Source organism: Zwartia panacis (assembly GCF_030410395.1).
GTDB lineage: Bacteria > Pseudomonadota > Gammaproteobacteria > Burkholderiales > Burkholderiaceae_B > Zwartia > Zwartia panacis.
The window spans coordinates 205,851-225,560 of record NZ_JAUHHF010000003.1; the positions used below are offsets into that span (position 1 = coordinate 205,851).

Consider the following 19,710-nt stretch of genomic DNA (forward strand, 5'->3'; position numbering starts at 1 on the left):
ATATGAGTCGTCGTTCCTTTTTATCCGCAGGTGTTGTGCTGATGTGCATGATGGCCAACCAAGCCTACGCCCAAGGTCGCGACCCCTCCACGTTGCGCGTGGCGCTGTTACCCGATGAAAACGCCGCGACTCTGATCCAGAACGCGCAACCCCTTAAAGCCTATCTTGAGCGCACTCTCAACAAAAAAATCGAAATCATCGTGACGACTGATTACTCGTCCATGATCGAAGCCATGCGCTTTGGTCGCATCGAAGTCGCATACTTTGGTCCTTTCTCCTACGTGTTGGCCAAATCACGCGCCCCCGCGATTGAACCATTTGCCGTTGGTGTCGAGCGTGGCGCCCCGACTTACAACTCAGTATTAATCGCCAATGCCGCAGGCGACGTCAAAGCGTTGGCGGATATCAAAGGTAAGCCCTTTGCCTTTGGCGACCAGGCATCCACCTCCAGTCACCTCGCTCCCCGCGCCTATTTGCTCAAGACCGCGCAACTTGATGGTGAAAAAGACTACAAACCTGTATTTTTAGGCACCCACGATGCAGTCGCTCGTGCGGTCCAAGCTGGGCAAGTACCTGCTGGCGCGCTTTCCAAACCGATTTTGGATTCATTGATCGAAAAAAAAATCATCGATCCTTCGAAAATCGTTCAAATTGGGTTGTCTGATCCAATCCCCAACTATCCAATCGTCATGCAAGGCAACCTAACCCCTGCACTCAAAGAATCCGTGCGCGGCGCCTTCCTCGACATGAAAGATAAAGAAGTGCTCAAATCGTTTCGCGTCGAGGGGTTTGTCGCGACCGACGACAAATCCTACGACGTGTTGCGTGACACAGCGACCGTCCTGAAACTTGACTTGGGCAAGATGAAGTAATGCAACCCAGCGTCTCTATACTTGCCTCGTCCTATTCGACAATCCTCACTCAGGCGCAAGTCTCCGCACAACGTCAAAAGCGCATTGTCATCGCAATCCTCGCGCTTTGTGTTGCGGCTTTGTGGATCACTGGTTTTTTTGATCCCGCGCGATTTATCGAGGGCGGTCCCGCTATCGCTCAACTTGCGTCCGAAATGGTGCCACCGGACTTCACACGCTGGCATCACTGGCTCAAACCATTGCTAGACACACTGGCGATGTCGATTGCCGGTACTGCTTTGGCAGTCTGCTTGTCCCTGCCCCTGGCACTTCTTGCCGCGCCCAATACGACGCCTTTTCCACTAGTCGCGAGACTCGTGCGGGTCGTGTTGGCAGCCATGCGCTCGGTTCCTGAAATCATTTTAGGCATTCTGTTTGTCGCAGCAGTGGGGTTTGGTGCTCTGCCCGGTGTACTGGCTCTGGCACTCCACTCGGTCGGCATGGTCGGTAAGTTTTACGCAGAGGCCATTGAGCACGTAGATCCCAAGCCTCTCGAGGCCGCACGTGCAGCAGGCGGGAACGGGTTTCAGGTGATTACCCATGCCGTGTTACCTCAGGTGCTTCCACAGCTGACGGACATCACCATTTACCGGTGGGAGTATCACTTTCGCGCCTCAGCAGTATTGGGGATTGTCGGTGCGGGAGGCATCGGATTTGAACTGATGGCAGCGCTGAGATTAATCAAATACGACGAAGTCTCCGCGATCCTGCTCACCATTCTTGCCTGCGTGGTGGTAGTTGATGGCATCGGTGGCGCACTACGCAAAGCCCTCAAATAACCTCTGCCCTCAAATCTGAAAGCATGTCTGAAAAAATCGTTGTCACGAATCGTATTCACTCTGAAGTACGCGCACGCCTTGAACAACTTGGCCATGTCGTCGTCAATCCATCCATCGAACCCTGGTCTCAATCCGTTTTATCCGAGCAACTCAAAGACGCCACGGCCATGATGGGGTTCATGACCGACTGCGTGGATGAAAAACTTTTAAAGCAAGCACCGTCACTCAAAATCGTGGCCTGTGCGCTCAAAGGTTTTGACAACTACGATATCCCGGCGTGTACTGCACGAGGAATCTGGGTCAGTATTGTTCCAGACCTGTTAACCGAACCCACTGCCGAGCTTGCTGTTGGTTTGGGAATCTCTCTCGGACGTTTTATCCTGCAGGGTGATCACCTGATGCGTACGACCGCCTTTAAGGGTTGGCGTGCCCAATTGTTTGGTCAAGGCTTACACAACTCAGTTGTCGCGATTCTTGGACTCGGGATGGTCGGTCAAGCGATCGCTCAGCGCCTTTCAGGCTTTGGCTGCAAACATCTCCTCGGGGTTGATCCGCTCAACACCATGGCCGGGGTGATCTCTTGCAACCTTGAAGAAGCCCTCACCACTGCCGACTATGTGTTTGTGGCGATCCCGCTAACAGACAGCTCAATCAATATGCTCAATCATGAACAACTGGTTTATTGCAAACCAGGTCAACTCATGATCAACGTCGGACGAGGGTCGGTCGTCAATGAACAAGCTGTAGCCGATGCACTTGAACAAGGTCGTCTTGCAGGCTATGCAGCCGATGTATTTGCCTGCGAAGACTGGGGTCTGGAAAATCGACCACACCAAATCGAGCCCAGACTGCTTGCACATCCTAATACAGTCTTGACGCCACACCTGGGTTCAGCAGTCAGTGCGGTCAGGCTGGCGATTGAGCATCGGGCGGCGGATAACATCATTGCGGCACTAAGAGGCGAAGTCCCGCCTGACGCGATGAATCAAGACGCTATGTCTGTGAGCGCTGTTTGAAATTACGCTATAAAAAGCCGAGACTTTAGATCAACCCGCCATTAGGCTGAATGATCTGACCATGAATCCATGAGGCCCGACTCGAGGCCAGATAAGCCACGACATCACCCACCTCGTGCGGCAGACCGATGCGGTTGAAGGGACTCGCGGCGGCCGCGCGTTGTTTGGCTTCGTCGGTCTTGCCTGAATGAAAGAGGTCAGTATCCACCGCGCCCGGCGCGACGGCATTGACGCGCACACCGCGCACAGCCAACTCCTTGGCCATCGAGCGCAATAGCCCCTCGACCGCCGCTTTGGTCGCCGTATAGGCACCACCGCCCGGCACGGCATTGCGCACCATCGACGTTGTGATCCCGATGATCGTGCCACCATCCTGCACTTCGCGAGCCGCCTCTGTCAGCACGTTGAACGCACCAAACACGTTGACTTCCATCAGCTCGCGGAAATTGTCATGACTGAACTGGCCGATGGGTAAATAGGGTTTGTTGATACCTGCGTTGGCCACGACGACCTGAGGACGCGTACCGAAATCCTTGGCTGCATGTTCAAAGACTTGTTTCACAGCAGCAGGGTCACGTACATCCGCCGCATAGGCTTTAATCTGACCCACTTTTTCGAGCGCCCTAGCCTCGTCGGGCTTGGTTACATAGGTGAACGCCACGCGAAAACCATCACGTGCGAGTGCATCCACACACGCTGCACCAATGCCACGTGAACCGCCAAAAACAATGGCTAGGGGTTGAGTCATTTAAACCTCACGCAAGTGGCACGCCACCATGCGTCCGGAGGGCAAAATAGTTTGCTTGGGCTCTTTAGTTTTACAGATATCGATCGCCTCGGGGCAGCGCGTATGAAAATGGCAACCGCTTGGACGCTTGACGGGGCTTGGCACATCGCCTTGCAATACGATGCGAGTCGTCTTTTTTTCCGGATCGGGCACGGGAACGGCAGACAGTAGCGCCGAAGTATATGGGTGCTTGGGATCAGAAAACAACTCAGTACGATCCGCGAGTTCAACGATTCGTCCAAGATACATCACGGCCACGCGATGCGTCATGTGCTCGACAATCGCCAAGTCATGACTGATAAACAGTAAGGCCAGCCCTAATTCTTTTTGCAGATCCTGTAACAAGTTCACGATCTGGGCTTTAACAGATACGTCGAGCGCGGAAACAGCCTCATCGCAAATAATGAGCTCGGGCTCGGCGGCCAGTGCGCGGGCGATACAGATACGCTGGCGCTGACCACCTGAAAACTCATGCGGCCAACGCTCGCCAGCATCCTTGGGCAGACGAACCTTGTCGAGCAAGTACACAACGCGCTCTTTGATTTTCGCTTCGTCACTCTCGAGACCAAAGTTGCGAATCGGCTCGGCAATGATGTCATGCACGCGCATGCGTGGATTCAGACTCGAAAACGGATCCTGGAAAATCACCTGGATACGCTTGCGAAGCGGACGCAGGGCACCGGCCGACAGATTGTCGATACGCGTGCCGTCGAGGATCACCTCTCCTGAGGTCAGTTCGAACAAACGCAAGATCGAACGACCCACGGTGGACTTACCACAACCAGACTCGCCCACCAGCGCCAGGGTCTCGCCTTTTTTAACGGAAAACGACACACCGTCCACAGCGTGAACATGGCCCGTCACCTTGCTGAACAGACCGGTTTTAATCGGAAAGAATTTTTGAATCTGACGGACTTCGAGTAATGGCACTGCAGCGGACGTAGACATTCGGTTAACCTGATTCGATTGAGTCATGAGCAAAAGTTAGTCATTGGCGAAAGCCACTTCGCCTGCGAAATGGCACGCGACTTGATGACCACCTTCTCTGATTTGCATGGCGGGCGCGATATCATGACAAGGTCCTTTTGCCAGAGGACACCGCGAAGCGAACACGCAGCCTTGAATCTTGTTTTTCAAACTCGGCACAAGTCCTGGGATCTCTCTCAAACGCGTCGAGTGACCCTCGAGCGATGCACCCAGCTTAGGGACCGCGCCCAGCAAGCCCTGAGTATAGGGATGCAAGGGGTTGGCGAACAATTCTTTGACAGGCGCTTCTTCGACCTTGCGTCCGGCATACATCACCATGACGCGCTCGGCGACTTCGGCCACTACGCCCAAATCGTGTGTGATCAAGACAATCGCCGCGCCAATCTTGTTTTTAAGATCGGCCATCAAATCCAGAATCTGCGCCTGAATCGTCACATCCAGTGCGGTGGTCGGCTCATCCGCGATCAAGAGCTTGGGATTGCAAGCAAGGGCGAGCGCAATCATCACGCGTTGACGCATACCGCCCGACAACTGATGCGGATACTCATCCAGACGACGCTCAGGCTCAGCGATGCCAACAAGATTCATCAGCTCAAGCGCACGCGCATTGGCTTGCTCGTCGCTCACCTTCTGGTGCAAACGCAGAGTCTCGCATAACTGGCGCCTGATCTTCAACACGGGATTCAGGCTGGTCATCGGCTCCTGAAAGATCATCGAAATCGCATCGCCACGGATGGCGCGCATTTCTTTGTCCGACATTTTGAGGAGGTCTTTACCCAAAAACTTGATCGAACCGGCAATCTTTCCGGGAGGCTCAGGAATCAAACGCAAAATCGACATCGCAGTCACAGACTTGCCGCAACCGGACTCACCCACGATGGCAAGTGTCTCACCCTCGTTCACGACAAAACTCACGCCATCAACCGCACGGTTGATACCGTCAGGGGTACGGAAATGCGTCTGCAGGTTTTCAACTTCTAATAAGGCCAAGAGAGTTCTCCAATCAGCTTGTTTTCGACTTGCGAGGATCGAGCACGTCACGGAAACCGTCACCCATCAGGTTGACAGCCAGCACGGTGAGCGACAAGAAAACCGCTGGGAAAAAGATGATGTAAGGCAAGATCTGGAAAAGTGTCCGACCGTCAGCCATGATGTTGCCCCAGGAGGGGATGATTGGTGGCACACCCGCGCCGATAAACGACAAGATCGATTCAGTAATCATGGCCGAGGCACAGATGTACGTCGCCTGAACAGTCAGGGGCGCCAGAGTGTTGGGCAAAATGTGGCGCCAGATCAGCATTGGCATGCGGCAACCGCAAGAAATCGCGGCATCGACATAGGCTTGCTCTCTGAGCGACAGCACCACGCCTCGCACCAGACGTGACACACGCGGAATCTCGGCGATCGTAATCGCGATCACCACGTTTTCCACACTTGCGCGGGTCAATGCCATCAGGGCAATTGCCAACAGGATTGGAGGAATCGACATCAGACCGTCCATCACACGCATGATGATGGCATCCGCGCGACGGAAAGTACCTGAGATCAAACCAATCACCAGTCCGAACACCGAAGCCAAAAAGGCCACGGCGAAACCAATGGTCAGAGATACCCGGGCGCCATACATCACGCGCGAGTAAATGTCTCGTCCGAAAGCATCGGTACCAAACCAGTGTTTTGCGGAAGGTTCGAGGTTGCGATTGCGGGGGGCCAACTCAGTCGGATCGACCGTGCCGAGCCACGGCGCGAACACTGCGATGAACAGCATCACAAGCAACAAGCCTGCGCCAAAAGTAATCGTCGGATTATTCAGCAGGAAACCAAAGAAGCCCTTACGCTGGCGTCGGGGTTTCAGCAAATCCGGTAAAGCGGGAGCAGCAGCAAATTGAGTCATCAGTAACGAATCCTGGGATCAACGATTGTGTAGATCACGTCAACCGCAAGGTTGACCAACACGTAAACAAAGCTGAACACGACAACGAGTCCCTGAATCAGCGGATAGTCGCGGCGCACAATCGCATCGATAGTCAAACGTCCCAAACCGGGAATCGCAAATACACTTTCAGTCACCACAGCACCGCCGATCAGCAAAGCAATACCGATACCGATCACGGTCACCACAGGGACCGCCGCGTTCTTCAGCGCATGAACAAACAAAATACCAGGCTGACTCATGCCCTTGGCTTTGGCTGTGCGAATGTAATCCTGGGACAATACCTCGAGCATCGTGGCGCGTGTGATGCGCGCAATCAGCGCGATGTACACGAAACCCAAAGCGACCGCCGGCAACACCAAGTGCTCGAACCAAACGCCAAAGCCCTTGGTGTACGAAACATAGCCTTGCACCGGAAACCAATCAAGCTCGAGAGAGAAGAAAAAGCTCAAGAGATAACCGACAACAAACACCGGAACAGAAAATCCGATCACAGAGATCGCCATGACACTACGATCGATCCAGGTACCAACCTTCCAGGCAGCCAAGACACCAATCGGCACAGCGATACCCACGGCGAGGACCAGCGTCAACACCATCAATGACAATGTCGGCTCGATGCGTTGACCAATCAACTCACTCACAGGGATGTTTGTGAACATCGAGACACCGAGGTCTCCGCGCAAGAGATTAAAAAACCATTCGGAGAAGCGAACAAGAAAAGGTCTGTCCAGACCCAGGCTCGCTCTGATTTTTTCTACGTCAGCCGGGCTGGCTTGATCGCCGGCAATCACGACCGCCGGGTCGCCCGGAGCGATGTAAAGCAGGCTGAACACAAACAGGGCCACTATTAGCATGACCGGAATGGTCGCTAATACCCTGCGAACAATATAACTAAACATGGTGATGGAGTTTCCGTGCTACTAGGTTGAATCCGATACTACAACAGCTCAGTCAGATCGGAGCGCACACATGAATGCATGCGCTCCGGCTCTGAACGACTCAAACCAGCATTAGGTTTTCTTTACACCGTTGAACCAAGGCAATGGGCCACCGACAATGCCGGTGACGTTCTTGCGCCAAGCTTGATAGGTATAGAAGAAGCCTGTCGGAATGTAAACGACCTCGTCCATCGCAGCCTTGTTGATTTTCGCAAAGGCAGCTTTTTCTGCGTCAAGCGTCGAGGCATCAAACCATTCGTCGATATTTTTCTCGACAGCAGGCACGTTCGGCCATCCAAACCATGCTTTCTCACCGTTCGCACGCACGCCGATGTTACCAGCGATCGTGGCGCAGTCAGCGCCTGCGTGCCAGGTGTGGAACATATTCCAACCGCCTTTACCTGGCTCGTTTTTCGATGCGCGACGCTGACCCACCGTACCCCAGTCAGTGGCGACGAAATCGACGTTCATGCCCAAGCGCTTGAGCAAGTCGGCGGTGATTTCGCCCTGGGCTTTGGTCACGGCATTGTCTTGAGCAACCAGACATGTGACGGGCTCGCCTTTGTAGCCAGATTCGGCCAACATCTTTTTAGCCAGCTCCATATTGGGGCCGTTCTTGAGGACTTCTCCACCATTTTCTGTATAGAGTGATGTGCCGGGGGTAAAGAAGCTTGCGGAATTTTTCCAAAGCTTGGTGTCAGAACCGACCACCGCGCGCATGTAATCCTCTTGACTCACCGCCATTTGAACTGCACGACGGACCTTTGGATTATCGAAAGGCGCGAAAAGGTGGTTCATACGGAAGGAGCCAATATTACCCAGCGGATCGGCAATATCGAGGGCGATGTTGCGGTTACGACGCAGCAACGGCACCAGATCTGGCAGAGGTGTTTCCCACCAATCCACTTCGCCACTCTGCAAGGCAGCCGACGCTGTCGCGGGGTCGGGCATGATGATCCATTCGATACGATCGAAATTGATCTGTTTGCCGCCAGCCATCCAGTTGCCTGGTTCTTTACGTGAGTTGTAACCATCGAAACGCTCGAACACAGCCAAGGCGCCTGGCTTGAACTCTTTGCGCGAAAACTTCATTGGACCCGAGCCGATGTAATCATCGATCTGCTTGAATGGGTCGGTCTTGGCAAAACGCTCAGGCATGATGAAGCAAATCGGCGTGCCAACTTTGCCCAAAGCCAACAGCATCTTTGGAAAGGGTTTGCCAAGAATCCACTTGAATGTCGAATCATTCACCACGGACAATTCTTTCTGAACGGCGCGAATCATCAAGCCCATTGGATCGCGTTGGGACCAACGGTTGATACTGGCCACTGCGTCGATGGCGCGGACAGGCTCGCCATCATGGAATTTCATGCCGGGACGCAGCTTGAACGTCCAGGTCAATCCATCGCTGGAGACCTCTTCGCTCTCGATCATCTGGCGCTGCGGAACCAGCTTGTCATCCATGCCATACAAAGTGTCCCACACCAGCTGGGCGCCGTTACGCACCACGTACTGTGTGCCCCAAATTGGGTCAAAGTTCGCCAAGTTGGACTGTGGCACGAACTTCAGCACCCGCGAGGATGACTGAGAAAACGCAGGTGCGCCAATCATGCCAGTCGCTGCCAAACCCAAGCCAGCTGCGCCCTTCAGTAAATCACGTCGATTTAGATTCATATAAGACTCCAGATAAATAGAAACGTGCAATATCTCTGAAAGCAATTACCGTGCCACTTAAAGTAATTGGCTTTAGACCAACTTTTAGAACAATGAAAAAGAATTCGTACCCACAAAGAACTTAATGAATAACTCCCGAACTTGTACCATAATGGTGCAACTTACAACACTCAAGTTATCCCTCATGAAATGTGATCTCCTCCTGAAGAACGGCGTCGTCATTGATGGTACGGGTAATCCCCGATATCGTGCGGATGTGGCAATTAGCAACGGCAAGATCACCGCGGTCGGTCCGAACCTCCAGGTTGAGGCCTCGACAACGGTCGACGTGGATGGTCAGACAATTTCACCAGGTTTCATCGATGTGCATACGCACGACGATCGTTTGGTGCTGGCCGACCCCTCCATGCAACCCAAGGTCAGTCAAGGTGCGACCACCGTCGTCACCGGTAACTGCGGGATCAGTCTTGCACCACTTGGACGCACCAATCCGGTGCCTCCCCTGAATCTGGTGGCGGATGAGTCCGAGCAACGTTACGGCACATTCAAGGAATATTTCGAGGCACTGGAAAAAACACCTTCTTCCATTAATGTCGCCTCCTTGGCTGGACACACGACGCTGCGTGCCGTCACGATGCAGGATCTGAATCGTCCGGCCAACGATGCCGAAATCGCAAAAATGCAAGAACTGGTGCAAGAGGCTCTTGATGCAGGTGTGGTCGGGGTCTCTACCGGGCTTTACTACGCCCCTGCTCAGGCCGCTACTGCGCAAGAAATCCAGGCGGTGTTTGAACCATTGCGCGGCACCAACGCCCTGATCGCCTCGCATATCCGCAACGAGGCTGAGCACGTTCTTGAGTCCATGACCGAGGCGATGTCGATTGCCAACGCACTCGGTGTGCGACAGGTGATCTCGCACCACAAGGTCAACGGACGTGCCAACCACGGCCGCTCGACGGAAACACTGGCGCTCATCGACAAAGCCCTTGCGAACAGCGATGTCTGCATGGATTGCTACCCTTATGTCGCGTCATCCACTGTGCTGCGCCAGGATGCGGTCGAACAAGCCGCGCGCACGCTGATCGCTTGGTCAAAGGCCAAGCCTGAAACGGCCGGCCGTTATGTCGACGAACTGCTCAAAGAACAAAGCCTGGGACTGACCGAGTTTCTGGCGACGCTTCAGCCTGCCGGTGCGATTTATTTTTCCATGGACGAAGGTGATGTTGAACGCATCATGGCGCATCCTGAGACCATGATCGGCTCGGATGGCTTGCCGCACGACACTTTCCCGCATCCACGCCTGTGGGGCGCTTTTCCGCGTGTGCTGGGACACTACACCCGTGATCGCAAGATTTTTTCCCTGGAAACAGCGATCTACAAAATGACAGGCATGCCCGCCGCGAAATTCGGTCTCAAAGACCGTGGCGTCATTGCCCCGGGCTATGCCGCAGATCTGGTGGTGTTCGACCCCCAAGAGGTGCGCGACTTGGCGACCTTTGCCGACCCCAAGCGCCCTGCTGCCGGCATCCAGCGCGTCTACGTCAATGGCGTGGCGAGCTGGAGAAATGGCGCTTCGACGGGTGCTCGCGCGGGTCAGGTTTTGCGCAGAGCTGCTGCGTAAAAAAAAACCGTGTTCAGTCTGACTGAACACGGTTTGAAAGACGCGACTCTGAGATCTCTTATCAGGCCAGCAAAATTTCCTGGGTCATGCGTTCGCGCAAGCGATCCATAAAGCCCAGACATTCCTCAAGCTGGCTGATCTCGATAAACTCGTTGGGTTTGTGGGCCACTGCGATGTCACCAGGTCCCACGACAACGCAAGGCACCCCTGCGCGGCTGAGCCAACCTGCATCCGTCGCGAAAGACACGCGCCCCAACATGTTGTTGCGCGCGAGACTCGTGCCCAGATAGGTGATCGGCGCGTTCTCGTCAGTTGCCAGAGGTGCCGAGTTAGAAATGGTTTCAAAAGAAATATCGGCCTCTGCCGAGATCTTGCGCATCTCGGCTTTCAGCGACTCGGCATACTCCTGAACCTGACGAATCAGCTCGTCAGAGTTGCCTTGGGGTAAGGTGCGGCAATCAAAAATAAACTCACAGTCCTTGGCCACAATGTTGGGCGCCGTTCCACCGTGAATCACGCCAGTCTGCATGGTGCTATGTGGCGTTTTAAACATCGGATCAAAAGGCCCTTCCTTTTGAATCTGCACGGCCATATTGCGGATTTTATCGATCAGACGGGCTGCATATTCGATCGCACTCACCGCCTCAGGCGCCATCGAAGAATGCGCCTCGAGACCGCGTACGCGACAACGCGTCACCCGCATCCCCTTGTGCCCAGTCATCACCTGCATACGGGTAGGTTCACCCACAAAGCACCCCGCAGGATGGATGCCAGCCTGCGCGAGATCCTTGATGAGCGTCTGGACTCCGATGCAACCCACCTCTTCGTCATAGGTCAAGCCAATATTGAGTGGCTGCTTGAGATTGCTGTTCATGAATGCGGGCAGCATGGCCAGCGAAGCCGCGATGTAGCCTTTCATGTCGACCGCGCCGCGGCCGTAGATCTTGCCGTCGGCAATGTGGGCTTTGAAGGGATTGGTATCCCAAGCCTGACCGTCCACGGGCACGACGTCAGTGTGGCCGCACAACACGATACCGCGCCCCTTGGGATCGCCAAGTGTTGCGAACAGGTTGGCTTTGCGCTTGTCAGCATCATAGGACAGACGCACAGCCAGACCTAGGGACTGTAAATGATCTCGGACGTACTCAATCAAACCGAGATTGGACTCGCGGCTGGTGGTGTCAAAACCCACGAGTGTCTCAAGGAGGCTAATCGTTTTCTGGACGGTCGGTGAATAAGTCATAGGTTGCTCGGTTGGGATGCCAAATGGCCAAAGGGCGAATGTTTTCGCCAACAAAGGTTTTTTTATACCATTGTCTGAGTGCGATTCGTCATACTGCTCTGCACAATTAAAAAAAAGGTTCCAGATCGTCTATCCTAGAAAAAATCAATTAATCACTTTTGGATAAGTTCACAATGAATGCCCAGATTTTGAAAGGCGATGGAGTCGCGCTCTACACTAACCCTGTTGCAAGCGCTGCCGATGACGATTATGGGCAATTCAGAGCGACCATTTTGCACAAGCTGGGCTTTGATGCCGCCGAAAAAGAAATCTCCGGCTGGCCAGGATATTCCAGCACGACTTTGCACGCCTTGCCACATCTGGCCAATAAACTCGGTATCGCCGAGCTGTATTACAAAGACGAAAGCACACGCTTTGGTCTCAAAAGTTTTAAGGCACTTGGCGGAGCCTATGCCGTCTTTCGCCTGATCCAGAAAAATATCGCCGCCCAACATCACGGCCATCTCGCCTCGCCTGAGGAAATCCTGTCTGGCAAATATGCCGACATCATTTCCAAGATGACCGTCACCTGCGCGACTGACGGCAATCACGGCCGCTCGGTGGCCTGGGGCGCTCAACTATTTGGATGTCGCTGTGTGATCTACATACACGCCACCGTGAGCGAAGGCCGTCGTGCCGCGATCGCGTTTTATGGCGCGGAGGTCATTCGCGTGCAGGGTAATTATGACGACTCCGTGCACCATGCCGCTGAACAAGCGGCAGAGCATGGCTGGACCGTGGTCTCAGATACGACGTATGAAGGCTACCGTGACATTCCGATTGACGTGATGCATGGCTACGGTGTGATGTCCCGAGAAATCGTGAACGAACTGCGCGACCACCCACCTACGCACGTCTTGGTTCAGGCTGGTGTGGGTGCGCTCGCAGCATCGGTCTGCGCAACCTTCTGGCAGGCCTGGGGTGCTAAACGTCCACAATTTGTCATCATCGAACCGGAACGTGCGGATTGTTTCTTTCAAAGCGGTCAGGTCGGTCATCCCGTCGTCGTCACGGGCGATCTGGATACCGTCATGGCCGGTTTGGCCTGCGGCGAGGTATCGCCTGTCGCCTGGGATATATTGAAAAACGGCATTAACTGCTACGCCACCATCGCAGACAAGTATGCACTCGAAGGCATGCGTGTCTTTGCCAACCCCATTGCCGATGATCCAAAAATCGTCTCCGGCGAAACAGGCAGCACAGGTCTGGGCTTGTTAATGGCAGCCCAAGGCAACTCGACTCTTTGGAAAACACTTGGCCTGGATTCAAACTCTCGGGTGTTGTTGATTGGCAGCGAAGGTGATACTGATCCGACGATTTACAAAGAAGTGGTGGGCAAGACAGCGCAAGAAGTATTAGCTCAATAGCGGGCGACCATCATGCAGACCATGAACATTAACGGCCCTCGCCTGCTCGCTCAGCTTCAGACACTGGCGGCGATCGGACGCACTGAAACCAATGCCTGTTGTCGTCTGGCGCTGACCGATGAAGACAAACAAGGCAGGGATCTCGTCGTAGGATGGATGAAAGATCTCGGGATGTCGATTTCTGTCGACCCTATCGGTAATATTTTTGGCGTGCGTCCTGGCTCACAACCAGAGCTCGCGCCCGTTATGACCGGTTCGCACATCGATACGGTGCGCACTGGTGGCGCCTACGATGGCAACTACGGCGTACTGGCAGGACTGGAGGTGGTCGCGACCTTGAACGATGCCAGGCAGAACACTGAACGATCGATCGTCGTCGGCATCTTCACGAATGAAGAAGGTGCACGCTTCGCTCCGGACATGCTGGGCTCACTGGTATACGTGGGTGGCATGCCGCTAGATGAAGCATTGGCCATCAAAGCGATTGACGGCGCTGTTTTGGGCGAAGAGCTCAAACGCATTGGCTATCAAGGTACTGCAGCGCTTGGTGTGCATCAGCCTCATGCGTTTGTCGAGCTGCATATCGAACAAGGTCCTTTGCTCGACGCGGATGGTATCAAAATCGGCGCAGTTGAAAATCTACAAGGCATCTCCTGGCAAGAGCTCACCATCGTGGGCCAGTCCAACCACGCCGGCACCACACCCATGCGCTTGCGACACGATGCAGGCTACGCCGCGAGTGCCATCTCGACCTTTGTGCGTGACCTCACACGCAAAATGGGTGGGAATCAAGTGGGAACTGTCGGCCATGTCGTGCTGACACCCAACCTGATCAACGTGATCGCGGCACGTGCAACGATCACGGTCGATCTGCGCAACACGGATGAACAACTGCTGCAACAAGCCGAACAAGCCCTGAATGAGTTTCTGAAATCACTCTCTGAGTCAGAGGGCGTCACCATCACGTCAAGACGCCTTGCGCGTTTCGAGCCCGTGGTGTTTGATGCCGCGCTGACAGACCGCATCGCACATCACGCCGAGGCTCTGGGCCTCTCGCACCAGCGCATGACCTCTGGCGCCGGACATGATGCGCAGATGATGGCCCGTATTTGTCCAACTTCCATGATTTTTGTCCCGAGTGTGGGTGGCATCAGCCATAACCCGGCCGAACACACGGAACCTGACGATCTCATCGCAGGCGCGAATGTTTTGTTCGCCACTCTGACCGAACTTGCTAACCAGGAGTCCAATCCATGACCCGTATCGTGACCGTCGGGGCTGCTCAGCTCGGCCCGATTCAACGCGCGCATTCGCGCAAAGAAGTGGTGGCGCGTCTAATCACTCTTTTAGAGCAAGGTGCGCGCCATGGCTGCGATCTGGTTGTTTTTCCAGAGCTTGCGCTGACGACATTTTTCCCGCGCTGGTACATGGAGTCGCAGGCCGAACTTGATGCGTACTTCGAGGCGCAAATGCCCGGCCCCGAGACACAAGCTCTTTTTGATGTCGCGCGCAAACTTAAAGTCGGCTTTTATCTCGGCTATGCAGAGCTCACAGAAGAACAAGGTCGCACACGTCGTTTCAACACCTCCATTCTGGTCGATCAGACAGGTACGATCGTCGGCAAATACCGCAAAATTCATTTGCCTGGTCACGCCGAGCACGAGCCTTGGAGACAGTTTCAACACCTCGAGAAACGCTACTTCGAAACCGGCAATCTGGGCTTTCCTGTTTTCCGCGCGTTTGGCGGGATTATCGGCATGGCGATCTGTAATGACCGCCGCTGGCCTGAAACCTATCGCGTGATGGGTCTACAGGGTGTTGAGATGATTTTGATCGGCTACAACACGCCCGTACACAATCCGCCGGCACCTGAACACGACAACCTTTCCCATTTCCATAACGAGCTTGTGATGCAGGCAGGCGCGTATCAAAACGGCTCCTGGATTATTGGCGTGGGCAAAGGCGGCTGTGAAGAAGGCGTCGATCAAATCGGCAACTCCATCATCGTCGCCCCATCAGGCGAGATCGTCGGCGCTTGCAGCACCCTCGGTGACGAGTTGGCGATCGCGCGCTGCGATCTGGATCTGACCTTGTCTTATAAAAACTCGGTGTTCAATTTCGCCAAGCACAGAGAGCCACACGCTTACGGCATGATTGTCGAACGCAAGGGCGCGATCATCGAGGTTTAGTTTTTTAATGTTCAAAGTCGGCGCTCTGCGCCACCGAAATTTTCGGATACTCTGGATCGCCACGCTGCTGTCCTCGACAGCACGCTGGGCCGATCTTGTCGTGGTGGGTTGGTTGACGCTTGTGTTGACCGACTCTCCCCTAATGGTCGGGATCGTCACGGGCTGCAAAATGGCCGGCTATTTGCTCGCACCCATGATGGGCGTACTGGCCGACCGCATGGATCGACGCAAGCTCCTCATCATGGCCTCACTGATCAGCGGTGGCGTGACACTCACCATGCTGGTGCTGTTGCTGACCGACTCATTGAGCATCGGCCATCTGATTGTCCTGTCACTCATCAGCAGTCTTACGTGGGCACTCGATCACCCGACGCGCCAAGCCTTTACTCCGGACCTCGTGGGCAAAGACGATCTCACCAATGCCGTCGCGATGAATGCGGTGGCGACAGAAATGACTGTGGTCATCGGACCCGCTTTTGGCGGTCTCTTGATCCCCGCTTTTGGTATGAGCGGCGCCTACGCTTTGATCGCATTCATCTATTTATTGGATCTTGGCGCACTGCTGCGTCTAAAACATGCCAAGCATCCGATCGAGCAAGCACCTCCCCGCAAGCACGAACCGCCTCTTAAAAGTCTGATTGCAGGCTTTCATTATGCGTGGAGTCACCAGACTGTCTTCGTGCTGCTTCTGATCGCTTTCATGCTCAATTTTTTTGTCGCGCCCTATCGCTACTCCTTTCTGCCTCTGTTTTCCCGCTACGTATTGGATGCGGGTCCAACTGGCTACGGCATGTTGACCGCGACAGCAGGACTCGGCGCATTGACAGCAGGATTATTGGTCGTCTCCTTGGGCAACTTCAAACGTCGCGGGTTGTTTGTGGTCATAGGCGGCTTACTCTGGCCGGCCACTCTATTCATGTTTTCCCTCTCAGACTCTTACTACCTGTCTTTGGGCATTGTGTTTTTTGCAGGCCTGGCTCAAGCCATCACCTGGACATTGATCGCCACCCTAATCCTGAGCAACACCGCCCCAGAAATGCGCGGCCGAGTCATGGGGCTACGAACCGGTGTTGTCATCAGCCTGCCATTTGGCAATCTTTTCGCCGGTGCCGTGGCGGAAAGATTCGGCGTCCAAATCGCGCTGGGCGCCTACGGCATTTGCGCCGCCGCACTGATGGTTTGGATTATTCTGAAAGTGCCTGCTTTGCGAAAATTACAGTAGCCGGGCCGTTATAACAATTGTTATAATTTCCTTTCGATAAGGATTCCTCATGACAACCACGCTTAAATTGACCAACATAGGCAACTCAGTCGGTGTCATCCTGCCTAAAGAGATATTAACCAGGCTAAGGGTGGAAAAAGGTGACTCCCTTTACGCCATTGAAACGCCCACAGGAATTGAATTAACAGCCTACCGGCCTGACTTTGCATCACAAATGGATGCCGCCGAGCAGATCATGCGCGACAACCGAGATGTTTTAAGGAAGCTTGCTAAATAATGCACGCGCCTGTTTGGATTTTGCCTGAAGTGGTCCTAGCCATTCATAAACGACAGTTGGCGGAGCACGGGGGTTCAGAGGGAGTCAGGGACTTGGGACTGCTGGACTCTGCACTTGCACGCGCACAAAATTTATTTGTTTACTCTAACGGTGAGGCCAACCTGCCGCGATTAGCTGCGGCTTATGCCTTTGGCATCGCAAGAAATCATCCCTTCGTCGATGGAAACAAGCGAACTGCTTTCGTGATTTGCATACTATTTTTAAAACTGAATGGGTGCACGATTGAAGCAACTCAAGAGCAACTTTATGAAATATTCATATCTCTCGCCAACGGTAGTCTGACTGAAGATGAGCTCTGGCGCTGGATAGAAGGTGCTGTAATCAGTACCAAAAAAATAGTTTTACACGAACCAAATTAAATTTTTTACTTTTACATCAAATCATAACGACTAGGGCAAAAAAATGAAGTCATATTGGATGCAAACAGTTGGCAACAAGACTGTGTTGGAGATGCGTGATATTGAGCGCCCCGCACCAGGTCCACTACAAGTGCTCGTGCGGCTGCACGCGGCCAGCTTGAATCGCGGTGAATTCGTCATCGGCCATGGTCTGCACAAAGGTGGCCAGGCGAGCGCAATTGGCATGGAAGGTGCCGGTGTGATCGAAGCACTCGGATCGGAAGTCAAAGGCCTTAAAGTCGGCGATAAGGTCATGGGTCGCTGCCGTGGCGCCTTTGCTGAGTACGCAGCCATGGACGCAGTCGAAGCCATGCTCATCCCCGCGACCTTGAGCTTTGAACAAGCTGCCAGCGTCCCGCTCACATTTCTCGTCGTTCACGACATGCTCTCTCTCCAAGGCAAACTCCAGCCCAATGAGTGGCTGCTTATTCACGGCGTGTCCTCAGGCGTCGGAGTCGCTGCCTTGCAAACTGCCAAAGCCATGGGCGCCAAGGTCATCGGCACCTCTGGTTCGCCAGAAAAACTCGCCCGACTCAAGGAGCACGGCCTAGATGTCCCACTGTGTCTCAGAGGTTCGGGCTTCGAGGAAACTGTGATGAAGGTCACCGAAGGTAAAGGCGCCAATCTCGTCGTTGATACTGTCGGCGGTTCTGTCTTTGCTGAAAGCATTCGCTGCATGGCCTTTGAAGGTCGCTTCGCGATGGTGGGCTACGTCGATGGCGTATTGTCAGCTGAGCTCGACTTGCTCGCACTGCATTCCAAGCGCTTGCGGCTCTTCGGTGTCTCCAACAAACTTCGCTCACCTGCCCAACGCGCAGAGTTCTTGCCAGAATTCAAAGCCGAAGTCATTCCTGCTATTGCTGATGGTCGCATCAAACCACTCGTCGATCAGGCGTTCGCATTTGACCAGCTTGAGCAAGCAAAAGAAATGATGGAAACCAACAAACACGTTGGCAAGATCGTGTTGCGCATGCCTGTTTAAGTCTTTTGAGGTCTCCATACTCGTTGACTAAAGCTCGTCAAACGCTTACAACGAATATGCTACCCGCGGCGATAGATCTTGGGAGCAACACATCCACGCTGGAGACATCATGCAAACCCTTTCTATTCCTCTAATTAGCCGTTTTTTTGCCTATGTAATCACCGGGCTAGCCCTGGTGACGCTCGCCGGTTGCGCCACACAAACTGGCTCATACGGACCTAAAATTTCTGTCGCTGCGAACGAACAAATCGTGACAGAGGAGTTCATGGTACCCAGCGGCGATCCAGGGATCAGCCTATACGTTCGTAACAAACGCCTGAAATCTACGACAAGTTTCAGCAAAGACAATGTCGTGCTTTTCGTGCATGGTGCAACCTATCCGTCTGAAACTGGCTTTGATCTTCGTCTAGATGGGTTGTCATGGATGGATGTCATGGCGCAGCAAGGTTATGACGTGTACATGGTGGACATTCGGGGGTATGGAAAATCAACACGCCCTGCCATCATGGATCAACCCGCTTCCCAAAACAAACCTTTCGCCGACTCTGATACAGCCGCGAAAGATTACGCCGCCGCAGCCGATTGGGTGCGAAATCGCCGGGGAATCGATAAACTGAACGTGGTCGGTCACTCGTGGGGCACCGTCATCACTGCACTTTACACGACGCGCCATGCAGATAAAGTCAATCGCCTGGTTCTGTTTGCCCCTGTCTGGCTGCGTAAAACAGCCTCACTGACCGATTCGGGCGGTGCGTTAGGCGCCTATCGCACAGTCACAATCGACGCCGCGCGCAAACGGAAAGAGACAGGACTTAAACCCGGTCAAAATCCACAGCCTCAAGCTTGGTTCGAGGCATGGGCCGCTGCGACGTTTGAAAGCGATCCTGTCGGCAAAAATGCCAATCCAAAATATGTTCGTGCCCCAAATGGCAGCGTGCAGGATAGCCGTTTGTACTGGAGCGCTGGAAAACCTGTTTATGACCCAAAGCTTATTACGGTCCCAACCTTGCTGATTTTGGCCGAATGGGATGCTGATACGCCTCCATACATGGCCGAGACACTTTTCCCTCTTCTCACAAATTCCAAAAACAAAAAACTCGTCATACTCGGTGAAGGCACCCACGGAATCATGAATGAAATTGAGAGATTCAGTCTATTCAATGAGGTAGATCGTTTCTATAAGGATGGTCAAGCTAAGTAACTGAATTCACACTCGATTCATACGCAATTCATAGGATCAAAAAAAGCGCCATACTGAAAAAATGGCGCTTTTTTTCCTTCAAG

Annotated in this window: 19 protein-coding genes; 12 read left to right on the plus strand and 7 right to left on the minus strand. The window is 53.8% G+C overall.

Annotated elements, in window-relative coordinates; translation table 11 throughout:
* Positions 1-2 precede the first annotated feature (2 nt).
* Genes phnD through QWY30_RS05760 form a run of 3 tightly spaced genes read left to right on the plus strand, consistent with a single transcriptional unit; the run spans position 3 to position 2,706 of the window.
* Entirely contained in the window at positions 3-872 is an 870-nt protein-coding gene (phnD, locus tag QWY30_RS05750) for a phosphate/phosphite/phosphonate ABC transporter substrate-binding protein (RefSeq protein WP_290239063.1), read from the plus strand.
* A complete protein-coding gene (gene phnE, locus QWY30_RS05755) occupies positions 872-1,690 on the plus strand; it encodes a phosphonate ABC transporter, permease protein PhnE (protein WP_353958797.1) in 819 nt (272 codons plus the stop codon). The genes phnD and phnE overlap by 1 nt, the downstream gene beginning before the upstream one ends.
* A 23-nt stretch (positions 1,691-1,713) precedes the next feature.
* A complete protein-coding gene (locus tag QWY30_RS05760; protein WP_290239065.1) occupies positions 1,714-2,706 on the plus strand; it encodes an NAD(P)-dependent oxidoreductase in 993 nt (330 codons plus the stop codon).
* Positions 2,707-2,731: 25 nt separating this feature from the next.
* On the opposite strand, the gene QWY30_RS05765 is transcribed toward QWY30_RS05760, so the two are convergent.
* The 6 genes from QWY30_RS05765 to QWY30_RS05790 form a co-directional block, all read right to left on the minus strand.
* Positions 2,732-3,454, minus strand: a complete 723-nt coding sequence (locus tag QWY30_RS05765; protein ID WP_290239068.1) for an SDR family oxidoreductase — start codon at positions 3,452-3,454, stop codon at positions 2,732-2,734.
* Positions 3,455-4,441, minus strand: coding sequence for an ABC transporter ATP-binding protein (locus QWY30_RS05770; RefSeq protein ID WP_290239070.1), 987 nt, complete (start codon positions 4,439-4,441; stop codon positions 3,455-3,457).
* Positions 4,442-4,477: 36 nt separating this feature from the next.
* Positions 4,478-5,470 (minus strand): ABC transporter ATP-binding protein, encoded by a 993-nt coding sequence (locus QWY30_RS05775; protein WP_290239072.1) that lies wholly within the window; start codon positions 5,468-5,470, stop codon positions 4,478-4,480.
* Positions 5,471-5,483: 13 nt separating this feature from the next.
* A complete protein-coding gene (locus tag QWY30_RS05780; protein WP_290239074.1) occupies positions 5,484-6,374 on the minus strand; it encodes an ABC transporter permease in 891 nt (296 codons plus the stop codon).
* Positions 6,374-7,315: an ABC transporter permease gene (locus tag QWY30_RS05785; protein ID WP_290239076.1), complete on the minus strand. Its 942-nt coding sequence runs from the start codon at positions 7,313-7,315 to the stop codon at positions 6,374-6,376. The genes QWY30_RS05780 and QWY30_RS05785 overlap by 1 nt, the downstream gene beginning before the upstream one ends.
* A 111-nt stretch (positions 7,316-7,426) precedes the next feature.
* On the minus strand, positions 7,427-9,028 hold the full coding sequence (locus tag QWY30_RS05790; RefSeq protein WP_290239078.1) for an ABC transporter substrate-binding protein: 1,602 nt from the start codon (positions 9,026-9,028) through the stop codon (positions 7,427-7,429).
* A 184-nt stretch (positions 9,029-9,212) separates the two neighbouring features.
* Between QWY30_RS05790 and QWY30_RS05795 the strand changes: the two genes are divergently transcribed.
* Positions 9,213-10,649, plus strand: coding sequence for an N-acyl-D-amino-acid deacylase family protein (locus QWY30_RS05795; RefSeq protein WP_290239080.1), 1,437 nt, complete (start codon positions 9,213-9,215; stop codon positions 10,647-10,649).
* 61 nt (positions 10,650-10,710) lie between these two features.
* Here QWY30_RS05795 and argE read toward each other — a convergent pair whose 3' ends face one another.
* Positions 10,711-11,892 carry an acetylornithine deacetylase gene (argE, locus tag QWY30_RS05800; RefSeq protein WP_290239083.1) on the minus strand — a complete coding sequence of 394 codons (1,182 nt, stop codon included), beginning with the start codon at positions 11,890-11,892 and terminating at the stop codon, positions 10,711-10,713.
* A gap of 173 nt (positions 11,893-12,065) precedes the next feature.
* Here argE and QWY30_RS05805 point away from each other — a divergent pair, with 173 nt between their 5' ends.
* From QWY30_RS05805 to QWY30_RS05840, 8 genes are all read left to right on the plus strand, one after another.
* Positions 12,066-13,298 (plus strand): diaminopropionate ammonia-lyase, encoded by a 1,233-nt coding sequence (locus tag QWY30_RS05805; RefSeq protein ID WP_290239085.1) that lies wholly within the window; start codon positions 12,066-12,068, stop codon positions 13,296-13,298.
* A 12-nt stretch (positions 13,299-13,310) separates the two neighbouring features.
* Positions 13,311-14,555, plus strand: coding sequence for a Zn-dependent hydrolase (locus QWY30_RS05810; RefSeq protein WP_290239087.1), 1,245 nt, complete (start codon positions 13,311-13,313; stop codon positions 14,553-14,555).
* On the plus strand, positions 14,552-15,487 hold the full coding sequence (locus QWY30_RS05815; protein WP_290239090.1) for an N-carbamoyl-D-amino-acid hydrolase: 936 nt from the start codon (positions 14,552-14,554) through the stop codon (positions 15,485-15,487). Before QWY30_RS05810 ends, QWY30_RS05815 begins: the two co-directional genes overlap by 4 nt.
* A gap of 7 nt (positions 15,488-15,494) precedes the next feature.
* Positions 15,495-16,709: an MFS transporter gene (locus QWY30_RS05820; protein ID WP_290239091.1), complete on the plus strand. Its 1,215-nt coding sequence runs from the start codon at positions 15,495-15,497 to the stop codon at positions 16,707-16,709.
* A 49-nt stretch (positions 16,710-16,758) separates the two neighbouring features.
* Positions 16,759-16,986, plus strand: a complete 228-nt coding sequence (locus tag QWY30_RS05825; protein WP_290239092.1) for an AbrB/MazE/SpoVT family DNA-binding domain-containing protein — start codon at positions 16,759-16,761, stop codon at positions 16,984-16,986.
* Entirely contained in the window at positions 16,986-17,405 is a 420-nt protein-coding gene (locus QWY30_RS05830; protein WP_290239093.1) for a type II toxin-antitoxin system death-on-curing family toxin, read from the plus strand. Before QWY30_RS05825 ends, QWY30_RS05830 begins: the two co-directional genes overlap by 1 nt.
* Positions 17,406-17,448: 43 nt before the next feature.
* A complete protein-coding gene (locus QWY30_RS05835) occupies positions 17,449-18,426 on the plus strand; it encodes a quinone oxidoreductase family protein (RefSeq protein ID WP_290239094.1) in 978 nt (325 codons plus the stop codon).
* Between the two features lie 109 nt (positions 18,427-18,535).
* A complete protein-coding gene (locus QWY30_RS05840; protein WP_290239095.1) occupies positions 18,536-19,627 on the plus strand; it encodes an alpha/beta hydrolase in 1,092 nt (363 codons plus the stop codon).
* The last annotated feature ends 83 nt before the right edge of the window (positions 19,628-19,710 follow it).

Bases quoted from the DNA above. Each gene is read 5' to 3' on its own strand.
- QWY30_RS05760 (WP_290239065.1), top strand. From the start codon at position 1,714: ATGTCTGAAAAAATCGTTGTCACGAATCGTATTCACTCTGAAGTACGC.
- QWY30_RS05785 (WP_290239076.1), bottom strand. From the start codon at position 7,315: ATGTTTAGTTATATTGTTCGCAGGGTATTAGCGACCATTCCGGTCATG.
- phnE (WP_353958797.1), top strand. From the start codon at position 872: ATGCAACCCAGCGTCTCTATACTTGCCTCGTCCTATTCGACAATCCTC.
- phnD (WP_290239063.1), top strand. From the start codon at position 3: ATGAGTCGTCGTTCCTTTTTATCCGCAGGTGTTGTGCTGATGTGCATG.
- QWY30_RS05825 (WP_290239092.1), top strand. From the start codon at position 16,759: ATGACAACCACGCTTAAATTGACCAACATAGGCAACTCAGTCGGTGTC.
- QWY30_RS05815 (WP_290239090.1), top strand. From the start codon at position 14,552: ATGACCCGTATCGTGACCGTCGGGGCTGCTCAGCTCGGCCCGATTCAA.
- QWY30_RS05805 (WP_290239085.1), top strand. From the start codon at position 12,066: ATGAATGCCCAGATTTTGAAAGGCGATGGAGTCGCGCTCTACACTAAC.
- argE (WP_290239083.1), bottom strand. From the start codon at position 11,892: ATGACTTATTCACCGACCGTCCAGAAAACGATTAGCCTCCTTGAGACA.
- QWY30_RS05840 (WP_290239095.1), top strand. From the start codon at position 18,536: ATGCAAACCCTTTCTATTCCTCTAATTAGCCGTTTTTTTGCCTATGTA.
- QWY30_RS05790 (WP_290239078.1), bottom strand. From the start codon at position 9,028: ATGAATCTAAATCGACGTGATTTACTGAAGGGCGCAGCTGGCTTGGGT.
- QWY30_RS05820 (WP_290239091.1), top strand. From the start codon at position 15,495: ATGTTCAAAGTCGGCGCTCTGCGCCACCGAAATTTTCGGATACTCTGG.
- QWY30_RS05770 (WP_290239070.1), bottom strand. From the start codon at position 4,441: ATGTCTACGTCCGCTGCAGTGCCATTACTCGAAGTCCGTCAGATTCAA.
- QWY30_RS05830 (WP_290239093.1), top strand. From the start codon at position 16,986: ATGCACGCGCCTGTTTGGATTTTGCCTGAAGTGGTCCTAGCCATTCAT.
- QWY30_RS05810 (WP_290239087.1), top strand. From the start codon at position 13,311: ATGCAGACCATGAACATTAACGGCCCTCGCCTGCTCGCTCAGCTTCAG.
- QWY30_RS05780 (WP_290239074.1), bottom strand. From the start codon at position 6,374: ATGACTCAATTTGCTGCTGCTCCCGCTTTACCGGATTTGCTGAAACCC.
- QWY30_RS05765 (WP_290239068.1), bottom strand. From the start codon at position 3,454: ATGACTCAACCCCTAGCCATTGTTTTTGGCGGTTCACGTGGCATTGGT.
- QWY30_RS05795 (WP_290239080.1), top strand. From the start codon at position 9,213: ATGAAATGTGATCTCCTCCTGAAGAACGGCGTCGTCATTGATGGTACG.
- QWY30_RS05835 (WP_290239094.1), top strand. From the start codon at position 17,449: ATGAAGTCATATTGGATGCAAACAGTTGGCAACAAGACTGTGTTGGAG.